Here is a 12,986-nt window from a genome sequence, read left to right on the forward strand (position 1 = left end):
TCGAAAAAGGGAAAAGGACCGGATTAGTCGTCGTCAGCGGGGGTTTCGCCACCCGTCATCGGACCTTCCGAGTCCGGTCTGATACCCCGGGCGGAACTCATCCAGCCGGCGATGTTCTGTGCGACGTAGTCCTTGCCACCCCAGCCGAGGGCGATACCCACGCCGAGTGCGAGTGCGACGGCGATGCCGCCCGCAAACGCGGTCGCGAGGATGTAGAGCAGTTCGACGTCCACGCCCATCGTGTCGAGACCGATGACGACGACGGTGAAGTACAGGAACAGGCGCACGCCCGTGGCGAACCAGCTCGTGTACGCCGTCTCCGTCGCGGCGCGCGTCCGCTGAATCGCGTCACCGATGAAGTCAGCGACGACGAACCCCAACACGATGATGAGGAGCCCGGCGATGAGCGACGGCAGGTACGTGACGGCCTCCGAAATCCACTGGCTTAACAGCGGAACGGCGAGTGCGTCCGCGGCCGCGAGCACGGCCACGGCCAGCACGAAGACGTAGGCGAGCAGCCCAAACGAGTGAGATACTGCCTTTTCTGTCCCACCCAATATGTCGCCGAGCGGCGTCGAAAGAACGACGCGGTCGAGTTCGATGCGGTCTGCGATGAATTCGACGACGCGCATCGCGGCGCGTGCGACGATCCACCCGATGAGCAGGATGAGCAGGGCACCGACCAGGTTCGGGATAAACGCAATCACGTCGTTTATCAACGCAGTCAGTGAGTCCTGCAACGATCCAACTTGAAGTATGATAAGGTCTCCCCTCACGGTTTCACACCACTCCGTATAATGTTGCTATCAGAGCATATCTGTTTCGTAAGTTAGGAACTGCTTACGAAGCCGACTGATACTGATTATGGATGCTGTTTTCAGATTTATCCACCCAATATATCAAAATTAATAAGTAATACTTGGTTCGGAGATAGTCGCCACAGCCCGGCGGTTCACCAACGGTCCTGAACCGACCGACAGCTGGGTTATGACGTGCCTGCCGCCGAAACCGGGAAACTCGCCATATTTTGAACGTCCGAGAATTATCACGTTATATGGTCATTCGGAAACCCATTCACGATAAGATTGTAAAATTTACACAATTCGATGGTAGTCTGTCAATAACCAAGCGCAACTGTAGATACATTTAATAGGTCATCCAACCATGCAATGAAGGTTGCAAGGGGGGTAAGTTAGCATGAAGCAATGTTCCAACTGTGGGGGGTTCGTTACGCCAGACTTCGTCCGTGTGTTCGGCATAAACAACAACGAAGTATGGGCGTGTTTGAATTGTACGACAATCACTGACTTAGAAAAGTACGCGGGGACGATGTACGGCCACGCAGAACACTCGTCAGGCGTCCGGTGGACCAACACCACCTCGTAGACACACGCCATTCATTTTTTCACCGGTCAACCAGCATGCCCGTAGACGTGGATTTCCAGGTAGAACGTCCACACAAGCCTACACATCCGCCTGGTCGTGTAACAGGGGCACCCACCCGCTTCAGGAACCTTAACACGGTGGAGTGAGTAGGGTTTCCATGGGCAATTCAGGTGGTGCACGCTTGCCCGGCGTCTCCCACGAAACGGGACCCGAGCGCATCATCTTGCACGTCGATATGGACTGTTTTTACGCGGCGTGCGAACGACTTCGCGAACCCACGCTCCGCGGACAACCCGTCGTCGTCGGGATGGGCTACGAACCCGGCGAAGCCATCGGCGCGGTGGCCACAGCGAGTTACGAGGCGCGTGCCTTCGGCGTCGAGAGCGCCCAACCCATCTCGAAGGCGCTCGAACTCCTCCCCCGCATCGACGACGCAGACGACGGCGAGGCAGGCGGCTACTACCGCCCGGTGGACATCTCCTTCTACAAGGAGGTGAGTGCAGAGGTGAAAACCATCCTTCGAGACTGCGCCGACACCCTGCGAGAGGTGAGCATCGACGAAGCCTACCTCGACGTCACAGACCGCACGGCGTGGGAGAAAACCCCGGACGGAACCCGGACGCTCGCAGAGGGGTACGCCCGCTACGTCAAACAGCGCATCGCCCGCAAGGTGGGCGTGACCGCGAGTATCGGCGTCGCGCCGAACATGAGCGCGGCGAAAGTCGCGAGCGATTTCGAGAAACCTGACGGCCTCACCGTCGTCGAACCCGGGACGGTCCGGGAGTTTCTCGCACCGCTCGACATCGAGTTCGTCCACGGCATCGGCCCGGTCACGGCGCGGAAACTGCGGGAGATGGACATCGAGACGGCGGGCGACCTTGCCAGCGCGGACCGCCAGCAACTAGTCGACCGATTCGGCGAACGAGGCCGAGAGATGCACGACCGGGCGAACGGCGACGACGCTCGCGAGGTCGAACCGGTGGGCAAGCCAAAGAGTTTCTCGCGGGAGTCTGCCTTCCCGCAGACGGCCGACGCGGACCAGCACCGCAAGACGGTGCGTCGACTCGCCAAGGCGGTCGCCGAACGCGCAGACCGCGAGGGAGCCCTCTACCAGACGATTGGCATCAAGGTAGTGACGCCACCGTTCGACGTGAACACCCGCGCAACGTCGCTATCCGGCCCGGTACAGGACGCTTCGCTCGTCGAATCCGTAGCGCTCTCCTTGCTCACCGAATTCGAAGGGGAGACGGCGAGAAAACTCGGCGTTCGCGTGTCGAAACTCTCGTTCGCGGCAGAAGACCAGGCCAGCCTCGATAGCTGGGGCAGCGATGGCGGCGAGCAATCCACCCCGGAAAACCACGCTCGCCGCGGCCAGCGGTCGCTGTCAGAATTCGACTGAGCCTACCACGGGGCAAATTGCGGGTCACCGAGACGACGTTCTTGCTGAATGCCGTCGATGAGCGCCACGTCCTCGGCGTCGAGGTCGAGAAATTGACTCTTCCAATTCTGTTCGATGTGCGCCCGGCCCGTCGCCTTCGGGATGGGGACCACGCCTTTTTCGAGGAGCCACGCGAGCGTCACCTGCTCGGGCGTCGTCTCGTGTTTTGCTGCGACTTCGCGTACCTGTGGAACCTCTTCGACGTCACCGTGCATGAGCGGGGAGTACGCGACGAGCGCGATGTCGTGGCGTGCGCAGTACTCGCGCAGTTCGGGCTGCTGGAGCAGCGGGTGCATCTCGACCTGATTCGCGCTGATGGGGGCGTCACAGGTCTCACGAGCCTCGGAGAGGAGTTCGGGCGTGAAATTGCTCACGCCGATGTGTGAGACCAGACCGTCGTCTCTGAGGGCTGCGAAGGCAGCGAGCGTCTCTTCCGGGTCGTATTCGTCTGCAGGCCAGTGGACGTACATCATATCAACCGACTCGACCCTGAGGCGGTCGAGACTGGCCTTCGTCGTCCGAATCACGTCCTCGTAGGCGAGATTGTCGAACCAGACCTTCGAGGCGAGGAAGATGTCTTTTCGAGGAACCGTCGAGGTGCGAATTCCCTCGCCGACGGCCTCCTCGTTCCCGTAGTACTGGGCCGTGTCGATGTGGCGATACCCTACGTCGAGCGCGTGGCGGACACTCCCAACGCACGCGCCGAAATCCGTGTTCTTCCACGTCCCGAGGCCGAGAGCTGGAATCCCATGGACCGGTGGGTGGGTCACAGCGTCATCCATGCAGTCTGTGACCTGTTGGGATACAATAATGTTTGGGAACCGTGAGAGCGTTTTTATCGCCGGGCGGTCTCGGTCTGTGCATGAACAAACTCGCGGGTGCAGGCGCGGGACGCTGGGAACTCGCTCCGCACGCCTACATCATCGTTTACGAGGCTCCCGCCGGCGACGAACTCATCACCATCTACGACTGCGGGGCGGCACAGAAACCGCCGTCCGCGCAGTTCATCGGTCACCTCGTCCGGGTGGACGCAAACTGCGACGTCAGTCAGACACAGACCGGGTACATCGTGCGGATGCACGAGTCCGCCCACCTCGAAGAACAGGACGACGACCACTGGGTCATTCGCGCCTGATGCTGGATCGAGGGTGACAGCCAACACTATATAATGCATGCCTGCGACCATGTGGATACGAGCACATGGCAGACGTAGAAACTATCACAGTCGCAGAAGTGAGCGACGGGCCGGGGGGAGAGGGCACGGTCGGGGCGGAAATCACGCTTCCGGTCGTCGAAGTGCTCACCGGCCGTGGGTTCATCACGGGCAAATCCGGGTCGGGGAAGTCGAACACGGCGAGCGTCGTCGCCGAAAAACTGCTCTCTAACAACTTTCCCATCCTCATCGTGGACACCGACGGCGAGTACTACGGCCTCAAAGAGAAATTCGAGTTACTCCACGTCGGCGCGGACGAGGAGTGTGACATCGTGGTCGGGCCGGAACACGCAGAGAAAATCGCCTCGCTCGCCCTCGAAGGGAACGTCCCCATCATCCTCGACGTGTCTGGCTACCTCGACGAGAACGAGGCGAAAGACCTGCTGACCGCCGTCTCGAAACAACTGTTCGCCAAAGAGAAGAAACTCAAGAAGCCGTTTTTGATGCTCGTAGAGGAGGTCCACGAGTATCTCCCCGAAGGCCCGGGTCTCGACGAGTGCGGACGAATGCTCATCAAAATCGGCAAGCGCGGGCGCAAACACGGCCTCGGCGTCACGGGCATCAGCCAGCGACCCGCCGACGTGAAAAAGGACTTCATCACACAGTGTGACTGGCTCGTCTGGCACCGCCTGACCTGGGGCAACGACACGAAAGTCGTCAAACGCGTCCTCGGAACCGAGTACGCGAACGCCATCGAGAGCATGGGCGACGGCGAGGCGTTCTTGATGACCGACTGGGCCGAAACCATCCGCCGAGTCCAGTTCCAGCGCAAGACCACCTTCGACGCTGGGGCCACACCCGGTCTGGACGACTTCGAACGTCCCGACCTGAAGTCGGTGAGCGACTCGCTCGTCTCCGAGTTGAAGGAGATTACCGACAAGCGCGAACACCACGAAAACGAAGTCGAGCGGCTCGAAGCCAAACTCAAGAAGAAAGACGACCGAATTGCCCAGCTCGAATCCGAACTTGCAGACGCCCGCGACATGAGCCGGATGGCAGACCAGTTCGCCCAGGCGATGCTCGACAACACCCAGCCCTCGCGGATGCGGCCCGAGGAACAATCCGGCCTCGACCAGTATGACCAGCCGACGGCGAACGGCGAAGCCAAATCACAACCCCAAGAAGCTGAAGACGCCGTTCCAGAGCCCTCCTTCGAAGAACTCCCAATCGGCGAGAATCGGCCACTCGTAAAGCAACTCAGAGGGGCGATTTCGGACCTCGACCCGATTGCCCGGGGAATGCTCGCCTACTACTGTGAATCAGGGCCGGCAGAGCCGATGGACGCCTACGTCGCCGCCGGTGGGGAGGCAGACCGCCCCATCGCTTACAACCACAACGGGATACTCGTCCGGGCGGGTGTGGTAACGCACGTCGGGCGCGGCCTGTACGACTACTGCGTCCCGGAGTTCGTCGAAGCCGCACACGACGGCCGTCTCAGCGACGCGGAGTTCGAAGAAATCATCGAGGCCATCGAAACGCAGTTCCTCGCGGACGCGGGCCTGGTCTAAAGCCCGGACACGAGGTCGCGCAGCGCGGCCACCGGGTCGTCTGCTTTTGCGACGCCGCTCGCGAGCAGGACACCTTCTGCGCCGAGGTTGCGCGAGGCGACGACGTCTTCTCCAGTCGAGATGCCCGCGCCACAGAGAACGGACACCGAGTCATCGACGGCGGTCGCGGCCTCGACTGCGCCGGTCACGATGTCCGGGTCCGCCTTGCTCACGGGCGTTCCCGTCCCGATGAGTTCCGGGGGTTCGACGGCGACGGCGTCCGGGCCGAGGGCCGCGGCGGCCCCGACCTGTGCGGGGTTGTTCGCACAGACGATGGTCTCCAGGTCGGTACGTTCTGCGGCGCGGACGCTTGCGTCGATGTCGGCGAGTTTCAGCCGCTTTTCGGAGTGATTGATGAGCGTGCCGACCGCACCGGCGTCGGCGACGGCTTCTGCCAGCGTACTCCCCGTGTTGGAACCGTACTCGACGGGACTGACGTGCTGGGCCCACGTCTCGACGCCCGTCTCAGCAACGGCGGCGAGGTGCGCAGCTTGTGGGGCGACGGCGATTCGCGTGTCAGACTCCTCGGCGACGGTCGCTGCGGCCTCCGCGATGGCGACGGGGTCGCACGGGTAGGCCTTCAGGTTTACGAGAACGAACATACCGGGAGGCGATTCCCCGGCGACAAATAGATTGCGAGACGACTCGCGTCAGTTGTCCTTGCGCTTTACCACGTCGCCGAGGGTTGTCGTCGTCGAGGCGCTGCCGTCCCACTCAGAGTCCGTGTCGGCGCTCTCAGAGAGGCTGATGCCCAGCGAGCGTTCGAGTTTCTTCTGGACGGAGTCGCTCGGCAGGATGTCACCGCGTTCGAGTTTGCGGATGAGACTCGCCTTCTCGTTCAGTTTCTTCGCGAGGTCTTCCTGACTCAGCCCCTTTTTCTCGCGTGCGCTTCGGATGCGGTCGTCGTAGTCCGTGGCGACTTCTTCCATGTCGTCGAACATGTCCCGACGCCGCCGCGAGGACCCGCCCGAGGAACTCGACGTGCTACTGGAGGAAGATGACGACGTCCCGGAAGAACTGCTTGTCGAGTACTTCGTGGACGAACTGGAAGACGATTCCTGCGTTCGAACCTCCGTCCCGAACTGCGAGCAGCTGTCGCAAAGCTGGAGTTCTGCCCCCTCTACCTTCACGGTCTTGAGGGAACCAGACTCGGCTCCGCACATCTCACATTGAGCCATAGCCCCATTTAGCAAGGGTCGTGTATAAATGGCACGCCGGGTGGCCGCCCGCCTGCGGTTTAGGCCAGCGCGCGCATCGAGTAATAAAATCGCTGGAGAGCCGTGATGTGCCCGATGACCGCGAAGAACGCGAGCAGCGCCCCGATGAGCGAGAGGTCCGCGACCTGCACCTGCGTGAACGCGGCGACGACGGTCACGATGCCGATGATGGCTAATCGGTCGGCACGTCCGACGAGACCACCGTAGACGCGGTCTAGGCCGACGGCCTGCGCCTGCGTCCCGAGGTACGAGGTCATGAGCACGCCCGTGATGGCCGCGAAGCCGAGGGCGTACTGTTCGATACCCGCCATCAAGCCGGCGATGACGAGGATGTCCGCGTAGCGGTCGAGGACGTGGTCGAGCAGGTCACCGGCGCGAGAGGCGACGTTCAGTTTGCGAGCGAGCGCGCCGTCGAGTAGGTCGAGCCACCCGTTCAGGAAGACGAGGACGGCCCCGACGAGGTAGTAGATTGGTGTCTGCCCGGCGAGGTAGTAGGCGACACCGGCGGCGATGGCGAGGACGAACGCGACGACGCTCATCCCGTCGGGCGTGAGGCCCATACGGGCGGCAGCGGTCACGAAGGGCGAGAGCGCGCGGTCGGCGAGCGGTCTGAGTTTGTCGAGCATTATAGGTAGTCGATGAAGGAGACCGCACCCGCGGACGGCTCGCGGTCGCCCGCGATGACCGCTTCGATGTCGGCGGCGACCGCCTCGGGTCGTCGGTCGGTGGTGTCGATTTCGTACACTGCGTCGAGACCGTGGGCGGAGACGGCCTCCGAGAGAATCACGTCGAGGGCTTCGCTCTCTGCGTTCTCGCGGGCCTTCGCGTTCGGTTCGCCGCGGTCGCGCAGGCGCTGTTCGAGCAGGTCGGGCCGACAGCGAAGCACGACGACTTTGTCGGCGTCCAGGTGGTGTGCCAGGTGGGAATCGACCAGCACGTCGTCGCGGTCGCCCAGCCACTCGCGAACGGCGTCTAAGTCGGCGACGAGGCTGTCGCGTTCTTCGTCGACCTCCGAGTAGAGACCGTCCTCCTCGCGAATCACGTCGTTCAGGTGGACGACGTCGAGGTCCGTGTCGAGCAGGTCCGTCGCCGTCGTCTTGCCGGTTCCGGGCGTGCCGGTGACGACGACTCTCACTGCGCGAGCACCTCGTTTAGCACCGCAACGGCGCGTTTGGTCGTCTCCGTGGTCCCGCATGTGATGCGGATACACTCAGGCAGACCGAAACTCGAACAGTCTCGGACGATGATGCCCTCGCGCTGGGCGGCACGGGTAACTTTCGAGCCGTCGCCCACCTCCGCGAGGACGAAGTTGCCGGCACTCTCCCACGTCGGGGCATCGAGGTGCTCGTAGATGTACTCGCGTGCCCACACTGCTGTCTCGACGGATTTCTCGACGTGTTCGTCGTCGGAGAGCGCCGCGAGGCCGGCCCGACAGGCGAGTTCGCTCGCGGCGAAGGGCGTGTTCACTCGCGCGTAGGCGTCGGCCCACGCGTCGGGAACGACGGCGTAGCCAAGTCGCAGGCCAGCGATGCCGTAGGCCTTCGAGAACGTTCGGAGGACAGCGATGTCGTCACGTTCTGCGAGTAACGAGACGGCGCTTTGCGTCTCGGAGAACTCACCGTAAGCCTCGTCCACGACGACGAGCGTCTGGTCGTCGGTTCCCGCTGCGACCTTCTCGACTTCTGAGAGCGGCATCTCTGAACCGGTCGGGTTGTGCGGACTCGTGAGGTAGATGATGCGCTCGCCGTCGTAGTGGTCGAGGACGTCGGTCGCCGTCTGCTCGAAGTCGGCGTCCTTCTGGAGGGGATATTCGTTGACCTCACCGTGGTGGTACCGGGCGCTCATGCCGTAGTAGGCGAAGCCCGGTTTCGTGACGAGGACTTCGTCGCCCGGTTCGAGCATCGCCCGGGAGAGGTAGTCGAGCGCCCCGTCGCCACCGTTCGCGAGCCAAATCTGGTCCCCGGACACGCCCCACTTCTCCGCGAGGGCGTCGGTCAGGTCCGCGGCGGACGTCTTCGGGTAGGTGTGAATCGTCGGTGCCGCGTCGCGGACCGCCTGTGCTGCCTTCGGGCTTGGCCCGTGTGGGTTCTCGTTCGAGGAGAGTTTCACCAGCTTCTGGGGGTCGAGGCCCAGTTCGCGTGCGACCTCCTCGATGCCGCGCCCCGCGCGGTAGGCGGTGTGCGAGGAGAGGTCCCGTGGTTGCATACCTGTGTGCTATCGGCGGGCCGCCTTAAACACACCCACCTCGAGTGGTAGACTGGCATTTCTTCCGACGAGGTGACCTAACTCCAGCGGTAGGCTGGCATTTCATCCGATGGCGCGACCTAACCCCAGCGGTAGTCAAACATTGAAAAAACCTAGCAAGATAGTAACAAAGTACGGTGGCGCGAACTTTCCAGTTGGGTGTATTACACATGACTGAAATGCGTACTTCACGACGAAAATTACTGAAACACGGCGCGCTCCTCGCGGGCGCTGCCTCGATTGGCATTCCGGGAACGGCAGCGGCTGCCGGGTGTGGAACGGTCTGCGCTCGCTCTCAGGGCTACTGGAAGAACCACCCAGAGGCGTGGCCGGTTCAAACGCTCAAAATCGGTGGTGTCGAAAAGAGCCGCGACTTCTGGATCGAGAACGTCCTCGAACAACCCGTCAGCGGTGACAAGGCGCTCATCCTCGCGAAGCAACTCATTGCTGCAAAACTCAACCAATACGCAGGTGCCGAGGATTCGTGCATCCGCTATGCCGGGTCTGCAGACCGCTGCATCGGTGGCGGACGCTGCTATGCGGGCGTGCCGTACGTCGCTGACCGCTGGTTAGCTACCTCCGGATTCATGAAAATTGGAACCGACCAGTACGAACCACAGCGCCAGTGGGAACTCAAAGTTGAACTATTCAACAAGTGCACGGAGAAACGCGATACGGTGCGCGTAAACGGCGAGTGCCTCTACGACATCCTCGACGCCTACAACAACGGCAAGTTGTGCGCGTGCAAGGCTGACTAACCCTCATTCCTGTTTTAGCGATTCGTCTACGAAGTCCGCCGCTCGGAGCGCGAGCGCCGCGATTGTGAGCGTCGGATTCATCGCCCCTGAGGTCACGAACACGCTGCTCGACGCGATGGTGAGATTCGACACGTCGTGGGTTCGCAGGCGCGAATCGACGACGCTCGTTTCGGGGTTTGCGCCCATTCGGGTCGTACCCATGTGATGGTAGGCCGGGCCGGTGTTGTCCGGGCCGACGACCCAGCCCACGTCCACGCCGAGTTCGTCGAAAATGGCGCGTTGAATTTCGTTGGCACGGGCGAGGGTTCGGCGCTCTGCCTCGCCGATGCGCCAATGCACGTCCGGGACGGGGTTGCCGTGGTCGTCGGTCTTCGAGGTGTCGAGGCCGACGTAGTTCTCCTTGCGAGGTGGCTGCCCGACGAGGGCACCGATGCCGAGGTCGTGCCCGTAGGCCGACCGGAGTGAATCGAGCAGGTCGTCGCCGAACTCTGCCGAGTGCATCGCCAATTCGACCGGCGAGGGGCCGGCGTAGTTCAGGAATTCGAGTTTTATCGGACCGACGTCGTCGTCGGTGTCGTAGAACTGGTGGCTCTCGGTCGTATTGAAGCCGACGTGGTTCTGCCGGGTTTTCTTGGCCGGGAGGCGACCACCCATCCCCGCGAAGAGGTGGTCCATGAAGTAGCGCCCGATCACGCCGCTCGAATTGGCGAGGCCCTCCGGGTGCTGGTCGGACGCAGAGAGCAGGAGCAGCCGGGGAATCTCGACGCCGCCGGCCGCGAGGACGAACTGGCTTGCCTTTTGCCTTCGCTCCTCGCCGTCTTTGACGTAGACGGCTGCCTCGACGGTGGTCCCCGAGCTGTCAGTTTCGAGGCGCTGAACAGGGGCCTCCGTGACGACGTTGACCCCCTTTTCCTCGGCCTTTCGGATGGTCACGTCCGCTGAATACTTCGCGCCGGAGGGACACACCGGCTTGCAGGTGCCGTACCCGACACAGGCAGAGCGTCCGTCGTAGGTCTCCGAGTTCCGGGCGTTGCCGACGGCGTGGGTGGCGATGCCGAGTTTCTCACACGCTTCTGCGAAAATCGAATCGGAGTGCGACGGCGCGAATGCTGGCATCGGGTAGGGTTCGTCGCGCGGCGGTTCGAACGGATTATCCGAGGCTCCCGCGACGCCGAGTTCGCGTTCCGCTTTCGTGTAGTGCGATCGCAAGTCGTCGTAATCGAGGGGCCAGCGCCCCCCGTCGGGACCGGTCGCCTCGAAGTCGGATTTGGGCATCCGCATCACCATTCCCTGCCAGTGGAGCGTGCTCCCGCCGACGCCCTTCACTCGGGAGTGATTGAGTGGGTAGAAGTTTTCGCCGGTGGCTGAATAGGCGTCACGCGGGCCGCCCATCCCCCATACCGAGCGGTCGTCGTCACCGGGCCGAATCGACTGCTCCATCTGCCTGGTTCGGTTTTCGGGGTCGAACCGCGGGCCTGCTTCGAGGACGACCACCTCGTGGCCCGCCTCCGCGAGCGAATCTGCAAGCAGCGCACCGGCGGGTCCAGCCCCGACGATGCAGACGTCCGTTCGGGGAAGCTGGGCCTCGGTCATGGGTGCTCTGCGTACGTCAGGCCGCCGGGGTAGCCCTGTGGATTTTCGATGCCGACGAGTTTCCCGCCGGTCGGCGAGGTGTAGAGGGCATACTGGAGTTCGTTCCAAACGTAGTATCGTAGGCGTCTCGCCGTGGTTTCCTTTGGGTCGTTACTCGCCTCCGCCTCGGGGATGCCCATCTCGGTCAACAGCGCGATTCTCGTCTCCATGTCCAACTCGGCAAATTGAGCGTCGTACCATGCCATCGCCGTCTCGTTCAGGTCCGCACAGGCGCGTTCGAGTTCGTCGCGGTAGGCCTCGCGGTCTGCAACCCGCCCCATCGCGTAGGTCTTGACGAACTCCTCGATACCTGTCACCCCGGACGGATAGAGTATCTCGGCCACAGCGACCATCGTCTCGGTCGATTCTTCGAGCGACGTGTCGAGTTCCTCGTCACCGCTCGCGAGGAGAGCCGCCCCGCCCCCGGCGGCGAGGCCGACACCGGCTAGCGCGGCAATCGCGTCTCGACGCGTCAGTTCCATCGTGCGACGAGGATTAGGTAAGCCTAAATTTATGCGTTGTCCTTCCGTTCGCTCGGCGGTAGGGTTATACGTGGGTACTCCTACGTGCGACCATGACTGTTCTCTCTCGCGACGTGAAACTACCAAATGGCGAGCGAATCGCCTACCGTGAACGCGAGGGCGAGACCGCACCCCTCCTGTTCATCCACGCGAATTTCTCTGCGGCCAGTCACTGGAACCGGCTGTTCGAAACGCTGGACTCGCACTTTCACCTCCTCGCACCCGACCTTCGTGGCTGTGGCGGGTCGTCCTACGAATCGCAGGTAGACGCTGTCGCCGACTACTCCCGGGACCTCGTGGCTTTGGTCGAAACGCTCGACCTCGGACCGGTACACGTCGTCGCCTGGTCTGGCGGGTCCACCATCGCGATGCAATTGGAACTTCTGGCTCCGGAGCTCGTTCGTTCCCAGACGTTCATCTCGCCGGTCAGTACACGGGGCTATCCGGTCCTGCAGAAAGACGAGTCAGGGGCGGTCACGGAACCCGAACCGCTTAGGAGCCGCGAACAACTGGCGAACGACGCCTTGCAAGTCGCACCGCTCAAAATTGCAATGGAGACGGAGAACGTCGCGGCCGTCCGGGAGTACTTCGAAACCGTCGTCTTCGCCGATACCGTCCCGGAGGCGTTCGATTTGGACGCCCACATGGCCGACGTGTTCACCCAGGAAGGGTTCATCGACTTCGTCTACGCCAACGCCCACTTCAACATTTCGCCGTACGACAATGGCGTCAACGCCGGCACCGACGAGGCTCGCGACCTCGAAGCGCCGACGCTCGTCCTCTACGGGGACGCAGACCAGGTCATCCTGGAGAAGATGATAGACCAGACGCTCACCGACCTGGGCACGGACGCCGCCCTTATCGTCCTGCCGGACGTCGGTCACGCGGCGGCTATCGAGGCTCCAGAGCGCGTCGCGAAGGAACTTACGACGTTTCTCTCCCCGCTCGAAGCAGGTATGCGGATTGATTGAGGAGGGTACTGCATACCCGGTGGGCACAGGCTGTCGATTCTCACCCGGTGGGATTCGGC

The 12,986-nt window shown here is 62.4% G+C and carries 15 protein-coding genes; 6 read left to right on the top strand and 9 right to left on the bottom strand.

Annotation, left to right across the window (positions count from 1 at the left end):
* Positions 1-23 precede the first annotated feature (23 nt).
* On the bottom strand, positions 24-740 hold the full coding sequence (locus P1M51_RS06410) for a hypothetical protein (protein WP_276247353.1): 717 nt from the start codon (positions 738-740) through the stop codon (positions 24-26).
* A gap of 457 nt (positions 741-1,197) precedes the next feature.
* Here P1M51_RS06410 and P1M51_RS20115 point away from each other — a divergent pair, with 457 nt between their 5' ends.
* Together P1M51_RS20115 and dinB are read left to right on the top strand one after the other, a co-directional pair.
* Positions 1,198-1,386: a UBP-type zinc finger domain-containing protein gene (locus P1M51_RS20115; RefSeq protein ID WP_369685091.1), complete on the top strand. Its 189-nt coding sequence runs from the start codon at positions 1,198-1,200 to the stop codon at positions 1,384-1,386.
* 157 nt (positions 1,387-1,543) lie between these two features.
* Entirely contained in the window at positions 1,544-2,785 is a 1,242-nt protein-coding gene (gene dinB, locus P1M51_RS06415) for a DNA polymerase IV (protein WP_276247354.1), read from the top strand.
* A 2-nt stretch (positions 2,786-2,787) separates the two neighbouring features.
* Here the strand turns inward: dinB and P1M51_RS06420 are convergent, their stop codons facing one another.
* Positions 2,788-3,606, bottom strand: a complete 819-nt coding sequence (locus P1M51_RS06420) for an aldo/keto reductase (RefSeq protein WP_276247355.1) — start codon at positions 3,604-3,606, stop codon at positions 2,788-2,790.
* An 80-nt stretch (positions 3,607-3,686) separates the two neighbouring features.
* Between P1M51_RS06420 and P1M51_RS06425 the strand changes: the two genes are divergently transcribed.
* Both P1M51_RS06425 and P1M51_RS06430 read left to right on the top strand, forming a co-directional pair.
* On the top strand, positions 3,687-3,959 hold the full coding sequence (locus P1M51_RS06425; RefSeq protein ID WP_276247356.1) for a hypothetical protein: 273 nt from the start codon (positions 3,687-3,689) through the stop codon (positions 3,957-3,959).
* A gap of 65 nt (positions 3,960-4,024) precedes the next feature.
* Positions 4,025-5,545: a DUF87 domain-containing protein gene (locus P1M51_RS06430; protein ID WP_276247357.1), complete on the top strand. Its 1,521-nt coding sequence runs from the start codon at positions 4,025-4,027 to the stop codon at positions 5,543-5,545.
* On the opposite strand, the gene tpiA is transcribed toward P1M51_RS06430, so the two are convergent.
* Genes tpiA through hisC form a run of 5 tightly spaced genes read right to left on the bottom strand, consistent with a single transcriptional unit; the run spans position 5,542 to position 9,006 of the window.
* Positions 5,542-6,186: a triose-phosphate isomerase gene (tpiA, locus tag P1M51_RS06435; RefSeq protein ID WP_276247358.1), complete on the bottom strand. Its 645-nt coding sequence runs from the start codon at positions 6,184-6,186 to the stop codon at positions 5,542-5,544. The two genes, P1M51_RS06430 and tpiA, sit on opposite strands and share 4 nt — an antisense overlap.
* Before the next feature lie 48 nt (positions 6,187-6,234).
* A complete protein-coding gene (locus P1M51_RS06440; RefSeq protein ID WP_276247359.1) occupies positions 6,235-6,762 on the bottom strand; it encodes a multiprotein bridging factor aMBF1 in 528 nt (175 codons plus the stop codon).
* A 59-nt stretch (positions 6,763-6,821) separates the two neighbouring features.
* Complete coding sequence (locus P1M51_RS06445; protein WP_276248478.1) at positions 6,822-7,430, bottom strand: CDP-alcohol phosphatidyltransferase family protein; 609 nt, start codon at positions 7,428-7,430, stop codon at positions 6,822-6,824.
* Positions 7,427-7,936 carry an adenylate kinase family protein gene (locus P1M51_RS06450; RefSeq protein ID WP_276247360.1) on the bottom strand — a complete coding sequence of 170 codons (510 nt, stop codon included), beginning with the start codon at positions 7,934-7,936 and terminating at the stop codon, positions 7,427-7,429. Before P1M51_RS06450 ends, P1M51_RS06445 begins: the two co-directional genes overlap by 4 nt.
* The gene (gene hisC / locus P1M51_RS06455; protein WP_276247361.1) at positions 7,933-9,006 is read right to left on the bottom strand and encodes a histidinol-phosphate transaminase; all 1,074 of its coding nucleotides are present in this window, start codon (positions 9,004-9,006) and stop codon (positions 7,933-7,935) included. The genes P1M51_RS06450 and hisC overlap by 4 nt, the downstream gene beginning before the upstream one ends.
* Before the next feature lie 209 nt (positions 9,007-9,215).
* Here hisC and P1M51_RS06460 point away from each other — a divergent pair, with 209 nt between their 5' ends.
* Positions 9,216-9,803: a hypothetical protein gene (locus P1M51_RS06460; RefSeq protein WP_276247362.1), complete on the top strand. Its 588-nt coding sequence runs from the start codon at positions 9,216-9,218 to the stop codon at positions 9,801-9,803.
* Between the two features lie 3 nt (positions 9,804-9,806).
* Here P1M51_RS06460 and P1M51_RS06465 read toward each other — a convergent pair whose 3' ends face one another.
* The gene (locus P1M51_RS06465) at positions 9,807-11,396 is read right to left on the bottom strand and encodes a GMC family oxidoreductase (protein ID WP_276247363.1); all 1,590 of its coding nucleotides are present in this window, start codon (positions 11,394-11,396) and stop codon (positions 9,807-9,809) included.
* Positions 11,393-11,917 (bottom strand): gluconate 2-dehydrogenase subunit 3 family protein, encoded by a 525-nt coding sequence (locus P1M51_RS06470; protein ID WP_276247364.1) that lies wholly within the window; start codon positions 11,915-11,917, stop codon positions 11,393-11,395. The genes P1M51_RS06465 and P1M51_RS06470 overlap by 4 nt, the downstream gene beginning before the upstream one ends.
* A gap of 92 nt (positions 11,918-12,009) precedes the next feature.
* Between P1M51_RS06470 and P1M51_RS06475 the strand changes: the two genes are divergently transcribed.
* Complete coding sequence (locus P1M51_RS06475) at positions 12,010-12,927, top strand: alpha/beta fold hydrolase (RefSeq protein ID WP_276247365.1); 918 nt, start codon at positions 12,010-12,012, stop codon at positions 12,925-12,927.
* Positions 12,928-12,986 lie beyond the last annotated feature (59 nt).

The organism is Haladaptatus sp. QDMS2 (assembly GCF_029338295.1).
In the GTDB taxonomy this organism is placed as follows: Archaea; Halobacteriota; Halobacteria; order Halobacteriales; family Halococcaceae; genus QDMS2.